This is a genomic window from Saccharopolyspora sp. NPDC050642 (genome assembly GCF_040654735.1).
Classification (GTDB): Bacteria; Actinomycetota; Actinomycetes; order Mycobacteriales; family Pseudonocardiaceae; genus Saccharopolyspora; species Saccharopolyspora elongata.
Genome location: NZ_JBFAIN010000001.1, coordinates 221,016 through 239,447, shown reverse-complemented (window position 1 = coordinate 239,447; position 18,432 = coordinate 221,016). Strand labels below are relative to the sequence as shown.

18 protein-coding genes are annotated in these 18,432 nt (G+C 71.1%); 7 read left to right on the top strand and 11 right to left on the bottom strand.

Translation table 11 applies throughout. The features are described 5' to 3' along the window. Positions 1-56 precede the first annotated feature (56 nt). The 3 genes from AB0H93_RS01090 to AB0H93_RS01080 all read right to left on the bottom strand — a co-directional run bounded on the left by AB0H93_RS01090 (position 57) and on the right by AB0H93_RS01080 (position 2,394). Positions 57-653 (bottom strand): class F sortase, encoded by a 597-nt coding sequence (locus AB0H93_RS01090; RefSeq protein ID WP_358565435.1) that lies wholly within the window; start codon positions 651-653, stop codon positions 57-59. A 101-nt stretch (positions 654-754) separates the two neighbouring features. After that, a complete protein-coding gene (locus tag AB0H93_RS01085; RefSeq protein ID WP_358565433.1) occupies positions 755-1,261 on the bottom strand; it encodes a hypothetical protein in 507 nt (168 codons plus the stop codon). A gap of 548 nt (positions 1,262-1,809) precedes the next feature. Beyond that, the gene (locus AB0H93_RS01080; RefSeq protein ID WP_358565430.1) at positions 1,810-2,394 is read right to left on the bottom strand and encodes a GNAT family N-acetyltransferase; all 585 of its coding nucleotides are present in this window, start codon (positions 2,392-2,394) and stop codon (positions 1,810-1,812) included. A gap of 112 nt (positions 2,395-2,506) precedes the next feature. Here AB0H93_RS01080 and AB0H93_RS01075 point away from each other — a divergent pair, with 112 nt between their 5' ends. Further along, positions 2,507-3,184, top strand: coding sequence for a TetR/AcrR family transcriptional regulator (locus AB0H93_RS01075; RefSeq protein ID WP_358565427.1), 678 nt, complete (start codon positions 2,507-2,509; stop codon positions 3,182-3,184). Continuing rightward, positions 3,181-4,056, top strand: a complete 876-nt coding sequence (locus tag AB0H93_RS01070) for an alpha/beta fold hydrolase (protein ID WP_358565424.1) — start codon at positions 3,181-3,183, stop codon at positions 4,054-4,056. The genes AB0H93_RS01075 and AB0H93_RS01070 overlap by 4 nt, the downstream gene beginning before the upstream one ends. 12 nt (positions 4,057-4,068) lie before the next feature. Here AB0H93_RS01070 and AB0H93_RS01065 read toward each other — a convergent pair whose 3' ends face one another. After that, entirely contained in the window at positions 4,069-5,373 is a 1,305-nt protein-coding gene (locus AB0H93_RS01065; RefSeq protein WP_358565421.1) for an MFS transporter, read from the bottom strand. A 119-nt stretch (positions 5,374-5,492) separates the two neighbouring features. After that, a complete protein-coding gene (locus AB0H93_RS01060) occupies positions 5,493-6,683 on the bottom strand; it encodes an RtcB family protein (RefSeq protein ID WP_358565418.1) in 1,191 nt (396 codons plus the stop codon). 225 nt (positions 6,684-6,908) lie between these two features. On the opposite strand from AB0H93_RS01060, the gene AB0H93_RS01055 reads away from it, so the two are divergent. Continuing rightward, positions 6,909-7,415, top strand: coding sequence for a DUF2505 domain-containing protein (locus AB0H93_RS01055; RefSeq protein WP_358565415.1), 507 nt, complete (start codon positions 6,909-6,911; stop codon positions 7,413-7,415). 236 nt (positions 7,416-7,651) lie between these two features. Continuing rightward, a complete protein-coding gene (abc-f, locus tag AB0H93_RS01050) occupies positions 7,652-9,295 on the top strand; it encodes a ribosomal protection-like ABC-F family protein (RefSeq protein ID WP_358565412.1) in 1,644 nt (547 codons plus the stop codon). Positions 9,296-9,306: 11 nt separating this feature from the next. Here the strand turns inward: abc-f and AB0H93_RS01045 are convergent, their stop codons facing one another. The 5 genes from AB0H93_RS01045 to AB0H93_RS01025 form a co-directional block, all read right to left on the bottom strand. After that, a complete protein-coding gene (locus AB0H93_RS01045; protein WP_358565409.1) occupies positions 9,307-9,831 on the bottom strand; it encodes an AAA family ATPase in 525 nt (174 codons plus the stop codon). A gap of 21 nt (positions 9,832-9,852) precedes the next feature. After that, entirely contained in the window at positions 9,853-10,515 is a 663-nt protein-coding gene (locus AB0H93_RS01040; protein WP_358565406.1) for an enoyl-CoA hydratase/isomerase family protein, read from the bottom strand. Between the two features lie 2 nt (positions 10,516-10,517). Continuing rightward, complete coding sequence (locus tag AB0H93_RS01035) at positions 10,518-11,192, bottom strand: helix-turn-helix domain-containing protein (protein ID WP_358565403.1); 675 nt, start codon at positions 11,190-11,192, stop codon at positions 10,518-10,520. Between the two features lie 340 nt (positions 11,193-11,532). Further along, the gene (locus AB0H93_RS01030; RefSeq protein WP_358565400.1) at positions 11,533-12,381 is read right to left on the bottom strand and encodes an SAM-dependent methyltransferase; all 849 of its coding nucleotides are present in this window, start codon (positions 12,379-12,381) and stop codon (positions 11,533-11,535) included. Between the two features lie 394 nt (positions 12,382-12,775). Continuing rightward, positions 12,776-13,645 (bottom strand): LysR family transcriptional regulator, encoded by an 870-nt coding sequence (locus tag AB0H93_RS01025; protein WP_358565397.1) that lies wholly within the window; start codon positions 13,643-13,645, stop codon positions 12,776-12,778. Between the two features lie 99 nt (positions 13,646-13,744). Here AB0H93_RS01025 and AB0H93_RS01020 point away from each other — a divergent pair, with 99 nt between their 5' ends. Beyond that, positions 13,745-14,647: a 5'/3'-nucleotidase SurE gene (locus AB0H93_RS01020; RefSeq protein WP_358565394.1), complete on the top strand. Its 903-nt coding sequence runs from the start codon at positions 13,745-13,747 to the stop codon at positions 14,645-14,647. Positions 14,648-14,651: 4 nt separating this feature from the next. Here the strand turns inward: AB0H93_RS01020 and AB0H93_RS01015 are convergent, their stop codons facing one another. Next, positions 14,652-15,671: an Lrp/AsnC family transcriptional regulator gene (locus AB0H93_RS01015; RefSeq protein WP_358565391.1), complete on the bottom strand. Its 1,020-nt coding sequence runs from the start codon at positions 15,669-15,671 to the stop codon at positions 14,652-14,654. A 65-nt stretch (positions 15,672-15,736) separates the two neighbouring features. Here AB0H93_RS01015 and AB0H93_RS01010 point away from each other — a divergent pair, with 65 nt between their 5' ends. Both AB0H93_RS01010 and AB0H93_RS01005 read left to right on the top strand, forming a co-directional pair. Then, the gene (locus AB0H93_RS01010; protein WP_358565388.1) at positions 15,737-16,987 is read left to right on the top strand and encodes an amidohydrolase; all 1,251 of its coding nucleotides are present in this window, start codon (positions 15,737-15,739) and stop codon (positions 16,985-16,987) included. Positions 16,988-17,035: 48 nt separating this feature from the next. Continuing rightward, on the top strand, positions 17,036-18,337 hold the full coding sequence (locus AB0H93_RS01005) for a DUF3100 domain-containing protein (protein ID WP_358565385.1): 1,302 nt from the start codon (positions 17,036-17,038) through the stop codon (positions 18,335-18,337). The last annotated feature ends 95 nt before the right edge of the window (positions 18,338-18,432 follow it).

Genomic DNA, 18,432 nt, shown 5'->3' with positions numbered 1-18,432 from the left:
GGCTTCCACCTCGTCGAACAGGTTCGCGACCGTCCCGGGCGCGCATCGGCCGACGGTCAGACGAGGTGGCCGAACACGACCAGGTTGTCCTCGTAGCTGCGGCGCGTCTCGTCGAAGTCCCCGTCGCAGGTGATCAACCGGATCTCGGGGCGCGCCACGTCGCCGTACACGGCCTCGGTCGGGAACCGGTCCTTGGCGAATCGTTCGACGCGGTCGACGACGTAGGTGACCCGCGACCCGTCCCGGCGGTCGACCTGGATCTGGTCACCGGGACGGAGGTCGCGCAGCCGGTAGAACACGCCGGCTTCGGTGTAGGAGTCGACGTGGCCGAGCACGACGAAGGGGCCGATATCGCCCGCGCCGGGCCCGCCGTCGTACCAGCCCGCCTGCCCGGGTTTCTCGATCGGGGGAACCTGCACCGTGCCGTCCGCGTTCAGGCCGAGCGGGACGAGCGTCGACGCCACCCGGATGGCCGGGATCGCGATCCCGGTCGGGTGGGGATCGCCCGGGGCCGCCGTCACCGGTCCGGGCGGGACCGGTCCGGCGGCCGCGATCGGCGGCGGCGTGGAATCAGCGTCCGCCGGGCCGAAGAACGCCGAGCCGGCCGCGGTGACCAGCAAGATGCACCACATGGCCAGAACTGGGGCCCGCATGCTCCCACCTCCGCCGTTTCCCGTGCCCGCGCCGATCGCGGGCCTTCGCGGGGAATGGTGGTGCGCGCTCCTCGAAGCGCGCACCACCATTCCGATTCGGGTCAGCGCCGGGACTCGGCGTTCCGGCGACGGAGCGCGTAAGCGCCACCGGCCGCCAGGGCGACGGCCGCCGCACCGCTGGCTGCCAGCAGCGGGCCGGCGACACCGGACTCGTCATGTGCCGTGGCTCCGCCACCAGCCGGCACGGCGCCCATCGGCTTCTGCTCGACCTGCGGCCGCTGCTGCGGCTTCACCGGAACGGTGGGCTTGGCCGTCGGCTGCGGCTTGACCGAGGTCGGCCTGGCCGTCGGCGCCTGCTGCGCCGGTTGCTGGGCCGGTTGCTGAGCTGGCTGCTGGGCCGGCGGGGCCGGCGGCGCAGGCGGCGCCGGAGGCGGTGCAGGCGGCAGGGCAGGTTGCTCGACCGGCGGCTTGACCTCCTCCGGTGGGCAGTTCTCGAAGCAAGGCGGCGGCTTCAGGCAGTCCTCGGGTTTGCACTCCGGCGGCTGCAGGCAGTCTTCCGAGTTTTCGCACTGGTCGTCGGTCGTGGACACCAGCGGTGGCTTCGCCATATTTCCTTCAGCGTTCCCCACAGGAGTCAGGCCGATCGACGTGCCCAACACAAAGGCGGCGATCCCGCCAAGGCGAACAAGCGTTGAGGACACTCGAGCCTCCCTTTGATCATTCGAGCGAGAATCCCGCATCCGAGATCTTTTCCCCGATCGCCTCGCTAGATCCGAAGGCGACTATTCGTAACGGTAAGCACCGTCATTCGGGTTGGCAGCGGCAGCAATGCATGATCATACGATCGGGGTGCTGTTGATATGTCCAATTGGGAATACTCTTCACGCAAGGTGAGATCGACACGGATGTCGTGCTCCGATCACCCCGTTGGTCGTCGATCGACGCCGCGAAACCAGGGGGAATCGTCACAGATCGTCACCATTGGATTGCGCCGTGAGGAGACGATCGTCCATTTAGCCAGATCGCCCGCAAATGTGATCTGGCCACTTTGGAGATCAATTATTCGAGGCTGTCGAAAAATGATTTTGAGAAAATGATCGAGACTGTTGGTCTGGAGTGATCGCACTGCGGCCGGATATTCGCGATCAATTTTCGATCAATTCGATCGAGGATGTTCCCCAAAGTGCCGGGAAAAGCCGGAAAGGCGCTGCGCGGACGCCGCGCGGCGTCGCCAGTCATCGGCGGTGATCAGGTAGCGGTGGTGCGGCCTGTCGTATTCGACGCATTCGCCGTGGAACCGGAATCCGAGCTTGTCGAGCACGCGCGCCGATGCCGGGTTCCGCGGGTCGACGACCGCGGTCAGCTCCGGCAGGTGGAGCCGGCCGAAGGCTGCAGTGAGGCAGAGGTGGCCGACCTCGGTGGCGAGGCCGTGCCCCCACCGTCGGTGTGCCAGCGTGTAGCCGAACTCCGCGCCGCCACCGTGTGCCTCGAATCCGGCATCGCCGATGAGGTCGCCCGTCGAGCGCTCGATCACGGCCCAGAACGCGAAGCCGTGCGAGCGTTGGTGCCGGATGTAGTCGTTCACCATCGTCGCGCTCTCCGTCGCCGAGGCCGCGTTCCCGTACGCGACGTAGCGCATCACCTCGGGATCGCCGTAGACCTCGTGGATCGCGGCGTGATCTTCGGTCCGGAACGGGCGGACCTGCAGGCGGGCGCTCATCAGCGGGAACCGGATAGCCACGAGGTAACCCTTTCGCGTTCGCGAGCCGGAAGGCAAGCCATTAACCGCGCCGCGAGGCGCGCTATAGTGACCATATACCTGATCTTGGTCACTACGAGCCGGAGGTGGCCCCGTGCCGCGACCGCTGATCCCCAACCGAGTGGGCGCGATCCTCGACGCCGCCGAGGATCTGGTGCTGCGCGAGGGTTTCGACGGCGTGAGCGTCGAGCGGATCGCTCGCCAAGCGGGGATCGGCAAGGGTGCCATCTACCGCGAGTTCGACGGCAAGCACGAGCTGATGGACGCCCTGCTCACCCGGTGCATGCGTCGCCTCGTCGAGCGGGTGCGCCAACGCGTCGTCGCGGCGCCGGCACCGGTCGGCCTGAGCGCCGCCTACCGGTTCGGGCTGGAGGCGTTGCTCGACGACGCGCTGATGACCGCCGCGTTCCTCGACGACGAGGCGGTTCTCGGCTCCCACGCCCGCGCGGTCGGCGGCGATCGGTACCGGCAGCGCTTCGCCTGGATCACCGACTACGTCGAAGCGCTCCACGAGGCCGGATCGCTGGCGACCGACGCCCGGCCCGAGGCGGTTTCCCTCGCGCTCTCGTCGTTCACCATCGGCCTGCTGTCGGCGAACTCCATGCTCGGGCCCCTGACCCGGGATCAGCTCGCGGCGGCGGTGGACGTGGTGATCACCTTCGTCGAGCGGGGCCTGGAACGCCCGCCCGAATCCGCCGAGACCGACGCCCACTTGCTGCTCCTCGGCCGCCTGACCGAGCAGCTCGGCGCCGACCAGGAGGGACGGCCATGACCGGCTTCGCCACCGTCACCGATCTCGAACTCGCCGGCGGCCCGGTGCGGCTGTACGCCGCGGGCGCCGAGGAACGCGAGCCGGTCCTGCTGTTGCACGGGGCGATGCTCGACACCGTCGAGCTGCTCTGGCATCGCGTCCTTCCGGCGCTGGCCCGCACGCACCGCGTCTACGCGATCGACCTGCCGAAGCACGGCGGCAGCCGGCCGTGGCCGCGGACGGTCGACCAGGAGTTGTGCGAGCTCATCGTGGAGCGGCTCCTCGATCACCTGGGCATCGAACGGGTCTCCCTGGTCGGGCATTCCATGGGCGGCGGCATCTCGCTCGGATTCAGCCTGCACCACCCGGAACGCGTTGCCCGCGCGGTCTTCTCGGCGCCCGGTGGGATCGGCGCCCGGCGCCCGGCGCAACTCGCCACCTGGCTGGCGCTGCGGACGCCCGGCCTGTTGAGCGCGTCGAGCCGCTACCTGGCCAGCTCCGCCACCATGATCCGCCGGTCGATGGTGCGCGGTCTCGCCGCCGGTGCGGCGACCGAAGGTTTCGACCGGATCGTCGAACTCGCCCGCGCCGAGGTGCAGGCCAAGGCCCGCCATCGCGAAAAGGCGCTCGACGACTGGCAGATCCTCGCCTACGGGCCCTTCGGCATGCGGCTGGACTTCCTGCCGGAGCTGGGGCGACTGGCCGTGCCGAGCTTGTGGTTGCGCGGATCGGACGATGCGCTCGTCGGCGATCGGGAGGTCCGGCAGGCGGCCGCGGCGGCGCCGGGCGGGAGGGTGGCGGTCGTATCCGGTGCCGGGCACCTGCTCCCGCTGGACCGGCCCGGCGAATTCCACCGGCTCATCGCCGAATTCCTGGCCGAGGACCAGTCGTGAGCGGTCCCGGGGTCAGGACCGGTCGGCGGTGGTTTCGGGTGCTCGGACCGGCAGCATGGCCAGGAGTCCGAGCACCAGGATGAGGACGATCCCGGCCATGCCCGCGCGTTGCGTGCCGAAGATCGCGATGAAGCCGCTGAACGCCAGCGGTCCGAGGAAGCTCACGGCCCGACCGGTGGTGGCGTAGAGGCCGAACGTCTCGCCTTCGCGGCCGGGGGTGGCGATGCGCGCGAGGAAGGTCCGGCTGGCCGATTCGGTCGGCCCCAGGAACGCCGCCAGCAGCAGCCCGCACACCCAGAAAGCGGGCTTGCCGGGCAGCACCACCAGCGCCGATCCCACCACGACCAGTCCGGACAGCGCCGTGACGATGACGGGTTTCGGGCCGAACCGGTCGTCCGCGCGACCGCCCAGGAACGCGCTGGCCCCGGCGAGGAGGTTCGCCGCGATGGCGAAGACCACCACCTCGCCGGGGCCGAAGCCGAAGGTGCCCGCGGCGATCACGCCGCCGAAGGTGAAGATCGCGGCCAGGCCGTCCCGGTAGAGTGCGCTGGCGACCAGGAATCCGAGCGTCTGCCGGTCGCTGCGCCACATCCGCGCGATCCGCCGGCCGAGCACCCGGTAACTGCCCAGGAACGACCGATGCATCCGGTTCGCGGGAGCGGGTGCTTCCGGGACGACGAGGAGCACCGGCAGCGCGAACAGCGCGAACCACGCGGCCGCGAACAGCGCCACGGCACGGATGTTCAGCCCGTCCTGCGAGGTCACGCCGAACAGCCCGACCTCGGGCTGCACGAAGCCGAACAGCACCACCGCCAGCGCGATCAGCCCGCCGAAATAGCCCATCGCCCAGCCGAATCCGGAGACGCGGCCGATCGTCGCGGGCGTCGAGACCTGGAGCAGCAGCGCGTTGTAGTTCACGCCCGCGAACTCCACGAACACGCTGCCCGCGGCGACCAGGACCAGGCCGAGCAGCAGGTACGCCGAGTCGTCCTGGACGAAGAACAACGCCGCGGTGCAGGCCACCACGAGCGCGGTGTGCACCGCCAGCCACTTCTTGCGGCGCCCGCCGGCGTCGCTTCGCAGGCCGGTCACCGGCGCGACCAGCGCGATGCACGCCCCGGCGATCGTGAGCGTCACGCCGAGCGCCGCCGAGCCGCCTTGCGGATCGTCGGCCACCGAGCCCGTCAGGTACACGGTGAACACGAACGTGAGGATCACGGTGTTGAACGCCGCCGAGCCCCAGCCCCACAACGACCAGCAGAGCACCGAACGCCAGTCCCACCGGGCCGCAACGCCCGGATCCGCAGCCACGTCCATCACGCGATCAGACCAGCCCGCCGCCACCCGGGCCACTCGGCGGAATCCGCGTCACCGCCGGGTTCACCAGCGGATTCGGGGAAGCCGGGTGCCTCGGCTGCGCCGGGACACCCGGTCGTTCACCCCTTGACGCACACGACCTGCTTCAGGTGGGTGACCACCTCCACCAGGTCGGTCTGCGCGGCGACCACCGACTCGATGTCCTTGTAGGCGGCCGGGATCTCGTCCACCACGCCCTCGTCCTTGCGGCATTCCACCCCCGCGGTCTGCGCCTCCAGGTCCGCGGCGGTGAAGGTCTTCCGGGCCTTGGTCCGCGACATGCGCCGGCCCGCGCCGTGCGAAGCGGACTCGAACGACCGCTCGTTGCCGAGGCCGCGCACGATGTAGGACCCGGTGCCCATGCTGCCCGGGATGATGCCGAGATCACCCGCGCCCGCCCGGATCGCGCCCTTGCGCGTGACCAGCAGCTCGACGCCGTCGTATAGCTCCTCCGCCACGTAGTTGTGGTGGCAGGAGATCGGCGTGTCGAACCTGGTGCCCGGCACCGTGTCCGCCACCGCGAGCTGCACCAGCGCCAGCATCGTGGCCCGGTTGCGCGCCGCGTAGTCCTGCGCCCAGAACAGGTCCCGGCGGTACGCCTGCATCTCCGGGGTGCCCGCGACGAACACCGCGAGGTCCGGGTCCGGCAGGTCCGCGTTGTGCGGGAGGCGCCGGGCGATGTCGATGTGCCGCTTCGCCAGCTCGTTGCCGATGCCGCGGGAACCGGAGTGCAGCATCAGCCACACCCGGTCGGCGTCCGGGCCGCCCTGTTCGAGGCAGACCTCGATGAAGTGGTTGCCGCCGCCGAGGCTGCCGACCTGCGCCCGCGCCCGGTCCTGGAGGCTCTGCACGCCCGGGTGCAGGTCGCCGAAGGCGGACCAGAACTCCCGCCACCCGCCGACGCCCGGCACGCGCGCCGGGTTCACCGGCGTGCGGTGCATGGCGAAACCGACCGGCACGGCCGATTCGATCCGCCGCCGCAGGACGCCGAGGTCGTCCGGCAGGTCGGCGGCCGTCAGGGACGTTCGCACCGCGCTCATCCCGCAGCCGATGTCGACGCCGACCGCGGCAGGGGACACGGCGTTGCGCATGGCGATCACGCTGCCGACGGTGGCGCCCTTGCCGTAATGCACGTCCGGCATCACGGCGAGGCCGTGCACCCACGGCAGGTTGGCGACGTTGTGCAACTGGCGCATGGCGGCGTCTTCCACGGACTGCGGGTCTGCCCACATCCGGATCGGTACCCTTGCGCCTTCGACTGCCGCGTACATCTTTCTTCCTGACTCCCGGTCGACTTGACCCGGCAATGATCGCGGGTTTTCCCCAGCAGTGCCACCGAATTAACCGAACTCCCGCGAACTGCTCACGTTGGACGGTCGAACGCCGGCCGGGAACGTCCTCTGAGGACACCTGTCCCGGGATCGACGCGCGCTGGTCGCTCGCGCGACACCGGATCATCACCGCGGCGACGCGAAATCGGCAGTAACCTCCCCTGCATGACCCGCCGCATCGAGTACCGGAGCACCTACGAGTCGCCCGCCGCTCGGGTGTTCGCCGTGCTGATCGACCCCGATTACCTCCGCGAGCGGCTGCGCGTGCTCGGCGGCGACAACGAACTGCTGGAGCACGAGGCGACCGAGACCGGCGCGCGGTTCCGGATCAGGCAGGGCGTGCGCGCCGAAGCGGTTCCGGCGATCGCCCGCACCGTCGTCGGCGGCGATCTCGCGATCGACCGCGCCGAGGAGTGGCGGCGCGAGGCCGACGGGAGCTTCGCGGGCGAGGTGACGGCAGGAGCCCTGGTGATGCCGCGTTCGATCACGGCGGTGCAGCGCTTGCGCGCCTTGTCCGCGGGTGCGGCCTGCGAGTTCGTCGTCGAGGGCGAGGTGAAGGTGGCCATCCCGCTGCTCGGCGGCAAGTTGGAGGGCCTCTTCGCCGACGAGGTGCGCGGCCTGCTCGAGTCCGAGCACGAGTTCACGGTCGGGTGGCTGGCCGAGCACGGCTGAGGTGGCGGCTCGCCGGAAAACCGTTCGAGCGGGCCGGAAGCCGTTTGCTACGGTGACTCCGATCGGAGCGAGGGAGACCAGACGTGGTTGGTGACGACGACATCTCCGGGTGATGCCCGGACGTGAACGGCCGCCGGTGGGCGCGCGGGAGCGCAGCCGCCGTGTGGCGATCTTGTCGTCCCGTTCTCAGCCGCCGGGCGCCCCAGGCGTGCCCGCATCACCACGAGGGTTCTCGCATGTCCGATGCATTCATCATCTGCTCCAGCCTGTCCTTCTCCTGGCCCGACGACACCCCGGTGTTCCAGGACCTGTCGTTCACCGTCGGCGGCGGGCGCACCGGGCTGGTCGCGCCCAACGGCGCGGGGAAGAGCACGCTGCTCAAGCTGATCGCCGGCGAGTACCGGCCCGGCGCCGGGACCGTGTCCGCCGAGGGCGTGCTCGGCTACCTGCCGCAGACGCTGCCCCTGCTCGGCGATCCGACCGTGGCCGAGGTCCTCGGGATCGCTCCGGTGCTCCGGGCGCTGGCCGCGATCGAGTCCGGGTACGCCGACGAGGAGCACTTCACCACGATCGGCAACGACTGGGACATCGAGGAGCGCACCCGCGCCCAGCTGGACCGGCTGGGCCTCGGGGACGTCTCCCTCACCCGGCGCCTGCACACGCTCAGCGGCGGGCAGGTCATCTCCCTCGGCCTCGCCGCACAGCTGCTGAAGCGGCCCGACGTGCTGCTGCTCGACGAACCGACCAACAACCTCGACCGCGACGCGCGCCGCAAGCTCTACGACGTGCTCGACGACTGGAACGGCTGCCTGCTGCTGGTCAGCCACGACCGGGCGCTGCTCGACCGGATGGACCGCATCGCCGAGCTCGAGCGGGGAGAGGTCCGCTTCCACGGCGGGAACTTCACGTCGTACGAGGAGGCGGTGCGCGCCGAGCGTGAGGTCGCGGAGAAGAACATCCGCAGCGCCGAGCAGGAGGTCAAGCGCGAGAAGAGGGAGATGCAGCAGGCCCGCGAACGAGCGCAGCGCCGGGCCAGCAACGCCGCCCGGAACATCGACAGCGCCGGGCTGCCGAAGATCGTCGCCGGCGGGCTGAAGCGGCGCGCTCAGGAATCGGCGGGCAAGGCGAACGACACGCACGCCGCGCGGCTCAGCGATGCCAAGGCGCGGCTCGACGATGCCGAGCGGTCACTGCGCGACGAGCAGCGGATCACGCTGGAACTACCCGGGACCAACCTGCCGGCCGGGCGCACGGTCTTCCTCGGCGAGCGGCTGCAGGTGCACCGCGGCGAGCGGGCCCTGTTCGACGGCGACGGCGTCGACCTCGCGATCCGCGGGCCCGAGCGGATCGCGCTGACCGGCCCGAACGGCGCCGGGAAGTCCAGCCTGCTGCGCGTGATCAACGGCGATCTGGCGCCGTCCGGGGGGACCGCGAAACGGGCCGACGGGCGCGTCGCCTACCTGTCCCAGCGGCTGGACCTGCTGGACCTCGACCGCACGGTGCTGGAGAACCTGGCGGCGTTCGCGCCGGGAATGCCCGAGGCGCAGCGGATGCACCTGCTCGCCCGGTTCCTGTTCCGGGGCTCCCGCATCCACCTGCCGGTCGGCGTCCTCTCCGGCGGCGAACGCCTGCGCGCCACCCTGGCCTGCGTCCTGTTCGCCGAGCCGGCGCCCCAGCTGCTGCTGCTCGACGAGCCGACCAACAACCTCGACCTGCTGAGCATCGGGCAGCTGGAAAGCGCGCTCACCGCGTACGAGGGCGCGTTCGCGGTGGTGAGCCACGACGAACGGTTCCTCGCGAAGATCGGCGTGGACCGCTGGCTCCGGCTCGCCGACGGCCGGCTGCTGGAGACGGCGGCACCCGACGGCGAATCCCTTTAGCCGCTGGGGAATCACCAGCCGGCGGCGGTCCGGACCTTCTCGGCGAGGACCGCCGGCGGCTCGTGCGAGGAGTCGAGGACGAGGTCGTCGAGCCCGGCCGCGTCGATGATCCCGGCGAGCTCGGCCGTGCGAGCCAAGTGCCAGCGCAGGCCGGGCTCGTGGTCGGCGTGCCGCCGCCGGAGGCGGTCGCGGGCGACGGCCGGTTCGACGACGAGCCGGACCAGCAGGATCGCCGTCGAACCCAGCGCCGCCTGGTAGCGGGCGACGGCCGAGCGCTGCTCGATCACGCCCGCGACGATCAGGTGCCGCGCGCCGGCCCGCCGGTAGTTGGCGGCCAGATCGCGCAGGTTCCGCAGTTCGAGCGCGTGGTTGAACGGGTCGTCGGCGGGGCTCGGCCAGCACTGGCGGATGTGGTCGAGGTCGATCAGCGCGTGGGGCAGGCCCGCCCGCACCTCCAGCTCGCCGATCGCCTCGGCGAGGGTGGACTTGCCCGCGCCGACGGTTCCGTTGATGAAGACGACGTCGAATCCGGTCATGGCTTCTTCGGGAACCTCCCGCTACTGCACGGGCGCGCGCAGGGCGGCGACCGCGGTGGCGAACATCGTGGACTTGATGGCGCTCAGGGTGGCCCGGTCCTTGCCCGCCAGCGGGCGGACGATCTCCGCGGCGTTGCGGACGACGTCGGCCTCGGGCGCGGTCTCGTCGACCAGGCCGAGGTCGCGGGCCTGATCGCCGCCGAAGCGCCGGCCGGTCGTCATCGACGCGACCGCCGCGGCCGGGGTGATCTTGCCCTGGATGAGCGCGGCCATCCCGGGCGTGAACGGGACGTTGATGTCGGCCTCGGGGAAGCAGAAGTAACCGCGGTCGGCGCGCATGACCCGGAAGTCGTGCGCCAGGGCCAGCATCGCGCCGGCGCCGAAGGCGTGGCCGTTGATCGCGGCGACGGTGGGGACCGGCAGGGTCAGCACGCGGGCCAGCAGCTCGTGGATCTCCGTGCGGTAGGAGTCGAGCTGGTCGTAGTTGTTCAGCAGCCAGTCCAGGTCGAGCCCGTTCGAGTAGAACTTGCCCTGCCCGGTGGTCACGAGAGCGCCGGGGGACGGGGCGTCGACGACGGTGTCCAGCAGCGAGTGCACCGTCTTGAGCCACTCCGGGGAGAAGCGGTTCTCGTCGTCGCCGAGGTCGAGGACGTAGACGTCGTCCTCTTCGCGGAGCTCGGGCATGGTCAGTCCTTTCCGGAGGATGTGCGTGGTCTTTCGCGCCGGTCGGGCGGCGGGAAGGCGAGGACCGCGCGGACGGCCGCATCGAGGCGTCGGCGCGCGTCGGCGCTGATCTGAGTGGTGCCGTCCGCGGTGGGGGCGGTCAGTTCCCGGCGGAACAGCGCGGTCGGCAGGTCGACCACGCAGGTGGTGATCACGTCGACGCCGGGGCCGTCGCGCCGGTCCCAGAGCGCTTGCGCGAGGCGGCGCATCAGCGACACCAGCCGCCGGTCGAGGCCGATGAGCTCGTCGGCGAGTTCCGTCGGCAGTTCCGGGCCGAGCAGCTGGTCCCGGCGCACGGTCATCAGCATCCTGGCGGCGGCCGGCCGCCGGTTCGCGAACGCCGCCGGGGTGTCGGCGGCGGCGACGACCGCGTTCACCGCCGCGTCGAGGCCGGGCAGCTCCCCGAGCGCCTCGTCGACGAGTTCCTTCTGCAGTTCGAGGAATTCGGTCGCGGCGCGCAGCCACAGCCTGCCCCGCAGCGTCGCGAGCGAGCCGAAGGCGTGGTAGATCGCGCCGTTGGACACCCCGGATTCGGTGGCGAGCCGCCGGATCGTGAGCCGCTCGGGGCCGCCTTCGGCGATGAGCCGTTCCGCGGTGTCGAGCAGCCGGTCCAGGTCATGCGTGCGTGGGCGAGGCACGCCGCCAACATAACAGAGCACGTGCTCTGAAACTGCGATGGTGACGCGCGCCACTCGGCGAGCGGTGGTGGGGAGGGGATTGAGCGCGGCTAGCGGAGGAGCGTCCGGGCATCACCGAACGCGCGCGATTCCCTTGACGCGTAGGTGATTCAGGCCGGGCGTGGCGCGGTGCATGCGCGTGCGGGCGGCTCGACGACGCTAGAGCGGTGCCGAAATGCAGGTGCGCGGGCAGGTGTGGGACGTGGCCGTCTTGGGGGCAGGGCGGCGATTTCGCGACCGGTCCCGGGCGTGGGCACCCGGGACGGCTCGATTTCGAGGAAATCGCACCGTGGCCGGGTGATCAGGGTTTGCGGGCGAGGCCGCCGATGTGCATCGCGTGCGCCGGGTTCTGCGGGTCGGGGACGTCGCCGCCGGGACGCCACTGGTTGTTCGGCACGAGTCCGGGTTCGATCAGTTCCAGTCCGTCGAAGTAGCGGATCTGCTCGTCCCAGGTGCGGAAGCAGCGGGTTCCCATGCCGCTTTCGGCGAACACGCGGGCCAGCTCCTGGGCGCGCGGCTCGCCGGTGTCGCAGGTGTTCGACACCAGCAGGTAGCCGCCGCTGGGCAGCCGGTCGCGGATGCTGGCCGCGACGCCCTCCGGGTCTTCCTCGTCCTCGAGGTGCATGAGGATTCCGCCCAGCAGCACCGCGAACGGCTTGGTGGCGTCGATGAGCCGGCCCGCCTCGGGGTGCTCGAAGATCGCGTCCGGGCGGCGCAGGTCCGCGTTGATCACCGTGGTGGTGGTTTCGTTCGCCAGCAGCGCCCGGCCGTGGGCGAGCACGATCGGGTCGTTGTCGACGTAGAGCACGCGGGTCTCGGGCGCGATCTCCTGCGCGACCTCGTGCACGTTGCCCGCGGTGGGCAGGCCCGACCCGATGTCCACGATCTGCCGGATGCCCGCCTCGCTCACCAGGTACTTGACGGCCTGGCGGAGGAAGCAGCGGTTGGCCTGCGCCAGCAGCGGAGTCTCCGGGACCACTTCCATCATGGCCTCGCACGCCGCGCGGTCCACCGCGAAGTTGTCCTTGCCGCCGAGGCAGAAGTCGTAGACCCGTGCGATCGAGACTTCCTCGGTGTTGACGTCGACGAGTTCCGGCGGCTCCTGCCCGGTGTCGAGCAGTCGTTCCAGCGGCCCCCTGGGTTCAGTCACTCCGCCCCGTCCATCCTCGTCGCGGTAAAAGCGTCACCGACAGTACAACATCGACTCCGCGCGCTCGGTGCTTTCGTGGAGATCGCGGACCGCGTTTCGCTCGATCCGCCACGAATTGCGTCGAACGGAGCAGAAGCGGTTCGCCCCGTGGTTCGCGCCGGTTGCCGCTGATGGGCAGGCCCGTGCTGCTGTTGAGGAGCGGTATGGACGTACTACGGCAACGCCGCCGAACCGCCGCCCCGGGGTGGGGCGGCGGTGGAACGCGCCTGCGTGGAGCGGGTCTACGGCCTTGCCCCTTTCGCGCTCAGCGTCGCCTTCAAACGCATCCGCGGCACCACCCCGACCGAGCACCGCGCCGCATCGCGCGACGGCCGGACAGCCGCGGTCGGCAGTGCTACGACATGATCGGCTGCGCGAGCCCGGCGAGCAGGGCGTGGAGCGTCCGGCTGGGATTGTCCTTGCGGTACAACAGCTCGACGTTCGTGTGCAGCTGAGGGGTGAACTGCACGATGCGCGTGCCGGGCACCGGCGCGCGCTCGGCGTGCCACCGGTCGGTGAACGCGCACCCGAGGCCCGATCCGGCCATCTGCTCCCAGACGAGGCGCTCGTCGGTCTGGCACACCACGCGCGGGCGCAGGCCGAGCGAGCTGAACCAGGCGTCGAGCTGACTGCGCCGGTAGCCGCTCGCGGGCACGATCAGCGGCAGCCGGTCCAGGGCCTGGTGCGGCAGGGGAGCGGCCGTGGGAATTCCGTCCGGGCACAGCAGCACGATCTCGCGACGCCCCAGCGACAGGGTGGCGAGCCCATCGGCGGTGGAGAACTGGTGCGGTGACGGGACTTCGACGATCCCGGCCGTCGCCTGGCCGTTGCGCACGACGGCGGCGACCTCGGCCGGCCCGTCGAGCCGTTCCAGCAGCACCGTCGCAGTCGGGCACCGCTCGGCGAGCACCCGGAGCAGCCGCGGTGCCGCGCCGGCACCGAGCGTGGGCGTCGCGGCCAGCACGAGTTCGCGCTCGTCGCCCAACGACAGGATGTCCGCGACGTGGCCGAAGATCGCTCTTGCGTGGGCGGTGACCGCGAGCCCGGCCGGTGTCGGGTACAGGCGCCGTCCTTCGGAAGCCAGCAGCGGGGTGCCCACCTCGCGCTCCAGCGCACGCACCGCGCGGCCGAGCGCCGGCTGCGAGACGTGCAGCGCGCGGGCGGCAGCCGTCATCGTGCCGTGCTCGACGACGGCGGCGAGGTAGTGGAGCTGCTGCAGGTTCATGCCGATAGAGCATGTAAGCAAGCCCAGCCGGACTTGGACAAGTGCTTGGTTGGGTCGATCCAATGGACGATCCGGTTTTCCCAGCGAAGGGGCGAATCCATGAGACGGATCTTCAGATCGGCGGCCGCCTCGGCGGTCGCCGTCGCGTTCTTGACCACCACGGCGTCCGCCGCGCCGGAGCAGGAACCGCTCGACATCCTGCTGACCGACGACGACGGGCACGCGGCGCCCACCTTGGCGGCGTTGAAGCAGGCGTTGACCGCGGCTGGGCACCGGGTCACGGTGGTGGCCCCGTGCGACGACCAGTCCGGCAGTGGAACCCAGCTGTCCTCGAACTACGCGTCCGGGGAGCCGGGGCCGGAGAACACCATCACCGCCGAGCAGCTGGCTCCCGACGTCTGGTCGGTGTGCGGATCTCCCGGCGACGCGGTGCTGTTCGGGCTGCAGCACGTCTTCACCTCGGGGCCGCCGGACGTCGTGGTCTCCGGTGCCAACCCGGGCCAGAACTCCGGTGCCGTGGCGAACCACTCCGGCACGGTCGGCGCCACGATCACCGCCGGTGAGATGTCGATCCCGGCCATCGCGATCAGCGTCGAGATCGACCTCACCGCGAACCCGCCGCAGCTCGGGAACGTGGCCGCCGCGGCCGACTACACCGCCCGCGTGCTCGATCGGTTGCAGGGCACGTCCGGCGGCGCGGCGCTGCTGCCCGAGCACGTGAGCCTCAACATCAACTACCCGGTGGCACCCGAGGTCAAGGGCACGCGGGTCACCAGGACCGGTCGCAACGCGTTCGTCCGGCCGAAGTACGAGCCCACCGACCTGTGCGAGAACTGCTACGTGATCCGGCCCGAGGTGGACCTGTCCCGGGACCCGGTGGCCGACTCGGACAACAACGCGTTGGCGGCCGACTACGTCTCGATCACCCCGCTGGACGGCGACTGGACGGCCTCCGACGGAGTCCGCTCCTCGATCCGCCAACGGCTCGGTACCTTGCGCTGAGCCGTCACGGGCAGCTCCGGGTGTCCAGCGACACGGTTCCCGTCGCGTAGCCGTGCTCGTCGAGGAGCCTGCCGACGAGCTTCACCGGCCGGACGACGATGCTGCGGTCGACGATGTCCAGGTGCGGCAGGCGCCGCGCCATGTGCGTCTCGAGCTCCTGCACGTCGATCAGGGAACGCAGCCACACCGCGATGATCAGGTTGTACGGGCCGGCGGTCGACGTGACGGCGCGGACCTCCGGGATCCGGGCCAGCGCGCGGGCGGTCTCCTCCAGGTGCGCCGGCGACACCCGGGCGAAGAACCAGGCGTAGACCGGCCAGCCGGACAGCTTCCGCGCGAGCTCGCAGCGCAGCCGGAGCTGTTGGTTGGCGATCAGCCGGGCGAGCCGCCGGCGCACCGTGCTGGTGCTCGTCGCCGCCGCTTCGGCGAGGGTCCCGACCGGTGTCCGCCCGTCGGCGGCCAGGGCCACGGCGATCGTCCAGTCCGCGTCGCTCAGCGGCCCCGGGGCCCGGTCGCCGGCCTCGTCGGCCTCCCGGAGCATCCGCGCGACCTGGTCGTGGTCGAGGGCGCGCAGCCGCCACCGGCTGGCCTCCGTGTACGCCCGGACCACCAGGTGGCTGCGCACCTGCCGCAGGTGCTCGACGCGGGTCATCCGGTCCAGCAGGTAGCCGGACAGGACCTCCGGGCTGGGCGTGTTGACCGTGACCAGGACGTCGCGGCCGCCGGCGGTGACGTCGACCGTCATCGCCTGCGGGTCGGTCGCCAGCTCCCGGGCCACGGTCAGCCCGCGGCCCGGCTCGCACTCGATCTCGACGAACGCGTTGGCCTGGGTGGGGGAGATCGGCGGGTAGCCGGAGATCCAGGCCAGGCCGGACCGCTCCAGCCGCGCCCACCGGCGCGCGGCGGTGACCGGGTCGATCCCGAGCACGGCGCCCACCTGCGACCAGGCGGCGCGGGGGGCGATCTGCAAGGCGTTGACGAGTTGGAGGTCCAGTTCGTCGAGGGAGGTGGCTTGATCCTGCATCTGGGCCGTGATTCTGCTGCGTTCCTGCGTTTGGGCTAATGAAAGAGTCTCATCGCTCACCCTTCGTGTCCAGGTTGGCGGCCGACATCGAGGAGCGTGCAGTGGGCGGTCAGGGCATCGAGGGCGACATCACGGCCTACCGGGGGCTGGTGCGGGCCGAGCAGGAGGCGTGGCGGGAGCGGCTGCTCCGGCTCAGCCACGACCTGCACGCCGAGCCGGAGCTGTCGTTCGCCGAGCACCGGTCGGTGACCAAGGTGACCGACGTGCTCCGCGAGGCCGGCTTCACCGTCGAGCCCGGCCCGGCGGACGTGCCCACCGCGTTCACGGCCGAATACGGTGCGGGCGAGTTCACCGTCGGCATCTGCGCCGAGTACGACGCCCTGCCCGACATCGGGCACGCGTGCGGGCACAACATCATCGCCTCCGCCGCGATCGGCGCGGCGATCGGGCTCGCCGCCGTGGCCGACGAGCTCGGCGTCCGGGTGAAGGTGGTCGGCACCCCGGCCGAGGAGCACGGCGGCGGCAAGGTGCTGCTGCTGGAGCGGGGCGTCTTCGACGACGTCACGGTCGCGATGATGGTGCACCCGGCCCAGTACGACACCCACCCCGGCCACTTCTCCAGCCAGGCGGTGAGCCGGTTCGCGGTGACCTACGGCGGCCGGGCCTCGCACGCCGCGGCGGCCCCGCACCTGGGCGTCAACGCCGCCGACGCCGCCGTCGTGGCCCAGGTGGCGATCGGGTTGCTGCGCCAGCAGATCACCGCGGAGTGCCGGATCGGCCTGTTCGTGCGCGAAGGCGGCGCGGTCACCAACATCATCCCCGAACGGTCCGTCGTGGACTGCGAGGTGCGCGCGTTCGACTTCGACGAGATGGCGGCGCTGAAGCAGCGGGTGCTGGCGTGCTTCGAGGCCGGGGCGCTGGCGACCGGGACGACGATGGCCGTCGAACCGACCGAACCGGACTACGCCGAGCTAGTGCAGGAGCCGGAGATGTCGGAGCTCTTCGCCGCGCACATCGAATCGCTGGGCCGGGAGCTCCGCGACACCCGCGGCACCCGGGGCGGCTCGACGGACATGGGCAACGTCTCCAAGGTGCTGCCCAGCATCCACCCGAGCATCGCGATCATCGGCTGCGAGCACCCGCCGCACACGCACGGCTTCGCCGCCGCGGCGGCCACCGCCGCCGCCGACGACGCGGTCTTCGACGGAGCCGTCGCGATGGCGCTGACCGCGGTCGACGTGGCGATCGATCCGGTGCTGCGGCAGAAGTTCCTGGCCGAGCAGGCCACTCGCGGCACGGCCGCGACGCGGGTCTGACCGCCCCCGCCCTAGTTCCCAACACTCCTGGCGACCACGGAGGAAGCCATGTCCGGCATGACGGTTGCGCGGAAGCTGCCGCGTCCGGCCCGCGGTTCGCGCGGGCGACTGGCCTTGTTCGCGCTGCTCGCGCTCGTCCTGGCCGCGGCCGCCGAAGCCATCGGCAGCCACAAGGTCGCCATCGGTCCCGGCGCGATCACCCTGTTCCCGATCATCTGGGGCCTGCTGCTCGGGGCCGTGGTGAGCATCCAGCGGTTCCGCCGGGTGCCAGTCGGCATGCAGCGCGCGGCCACCTACGTGGTGGAGATGGGCGTGCTGCTGCTCGGGGTGCGGCTGGCGTTCGTGGTCGGCCACGAGCTGCCGGTGCTGAAGCAGGCGAGCTTCGCGCTGCTGTTCCAGGAGATCGGCCACCTGTTCGGCACTGTCGCGTTGTCGCTGCCGCTCGCCGTGCTCCTGCGGATGGGGCGGTCCGCGGTGGGCGCGTGCTTCTCCATCGACCGCGAGGGCTCGTTCGCGATGGTGTCCGAGCGGTTCGGGCCCGACTCCGAGGAATACCGAGGCGTGCTCGGGATGTACATCTTCGGCAGCGTCGTCGGCGCGCTGTACGTGACGCTGCTCGCGAGCCTGCTGGCCGGCAGCGGGATCCTCAGCCCGCTGGCGCTGGCGATGGGCACCGGCGTGGGGTCCGGCTCGGTGATGGCCGCCTCGTCGGCCGCGATCGCCGCGCAGTACCCGGAGCTGGCGAACCAGATCGTCGCCCTGGCCACCGTGAGCAACCTCGTGACCAGCCTCGCCGGCGTCTACATCGGCATGTTCGTCGCGCTCCCGCTGGCCGACCGCTTCTACGAGCTGCTCACCCGTGGCCGCAAGATCGAGCCCGCGGCCGCCCCGGACCTGTCCGCGGCGGAGCTCGAAAGCGGCAGCCCGAGCCGGGTCCGGCCGTTGCCGGCGATCCTCATCGCGCTGGTGGCCATGTTCGTCTCCAACGCCGTCCACGCGGGCGGTGTCGAACCTCGCGCGCTGCTCGGCTTCGCGCTGGTGGCGGCCGTCGTCTTCGCCGGGCTGGGGATCAAACGGCTGACCAAGCTGCCCGCCGTCGCCGGGACCTCCGCGCTCGCCATTCTGCTCACCTCGCCGATCTCGCCGTTCGCCGACGCGGTGATGTCTCTGGTGAAGCCGGTCGAGTTCCTCGCGATGGCGACGCCGATCCTGGTCTTCGCGGGCCTCAGCATCGGCAAGGACCTGCCCGCGCTCAAGCGGATCGGGTGGCGGATCGTCCCGGTGGGGCTGATGTCCTTCGCCGCGTCGTTCCTCGTCTCCGCGCTGATCGCGCAGGTGTTCCTCGGCTGACCGGGCGAGCGGCGGCTGCGGCGAAGAGATCTTGCGGTGATCCGCTCCGGGTTGTCTGATGACGTCATGCGCAGGACTGGCGCTATCGCGCTGAT

Bases quoted from the DNA above. Each gene is read 5' to 3' on its own strand.
- AB0H93_RS01015 (WP_358565391.1), bottom strand. From the start codon at position 15,671: ATGCAGGATCAAGCCACCTCCCTCGACGAACTGGACCTCCAACTCGTC.
- AB0H93_RS01085 (WP_358565433.1), bottom strand. From the start codon at position 1,261: ATGGCGAAGCCACCGCTGGTGTCCACGACCGACGACCAGTGCGAAAAC.
- AB0H93_RS01060 (WP_358565418.1), bottom strand. From the start codon at position 6,683: ATGTACGCGGCAGTCGAAGGCGCAAGGGTACCGATCCGGATGTGGGCA.
- AB0H93_RS01020 (WP_358565394.1), top strand. From the start codon at position 13,745: ATGAGACGGATCTTCAGATCGGCGGCCGCCTCGGCGGTCGCCGTCGCG.
- AB0H93_RS01005 (WP_358565385.1), top strand. From the start codon at position 17,036: ATGTCCGGCATGACGGTTGCGCGGAAGCTGCCGCGTCCGGCCCGCGGT.
- AB0H93_RS01045 (WP_358565409.1), bottom strand. From the start codon at position 9,831: ATGACCGGATTCGACGTCGTCTTCATCAACGGAACCGTCGGCGCGGGC.
- AB0H93_RS01055 (WP_358565415.1), top strand. From the start codon at position 6,909: ATGACCCGCCGCATCGAGTACCGGAGCACCTACGAGTCGCCCGCCGCT.
- AB0H93_RS01070 (WP_358565424.1), top strand. From the start codon at position 3,181: ATGACCGGCTTCGCCACCGTCACCGATCTCGAACTCGCCGGCGGCCCG.
- AB0H93_RS01090 (WP_358565435.1), bottom strand. From the start codon at position 653: ATGCGGGCCCCAGTTCTGGCCATGTGGTGCATCTTGCTGGTCACCGCG.
- AB0H93_RS01025 (WP_358565397.1), bottom strand. From the start codon at position 13,645: ATGAACCTGCAGCAGCTCCACTACCTCGCCGCCGTCGTCGAGCACGGC.
- AB0H93_RS01065 (WP_358565421.1), bottom strand. From the start codon at position 5,373: ATGGACGTGGCTGCGGATCCGGGCGTTGCGGCCCGGTGGGACTGGCGT.
- AB0H93_RS01040 (WP_358565406.1), bottom strand. From the start codon at position 10,515: ATGCCCGAGCTCCGCGAAGAGGACGACGTCTACGTCCTCGACCTCGGC.
- abc-f (WP_358565412.1), top strand. From the start codon at position 7,652: ATGTCCGATGCATTCATCATCTGCTCCAGCCTGTCCTTCTCCTGGCCC.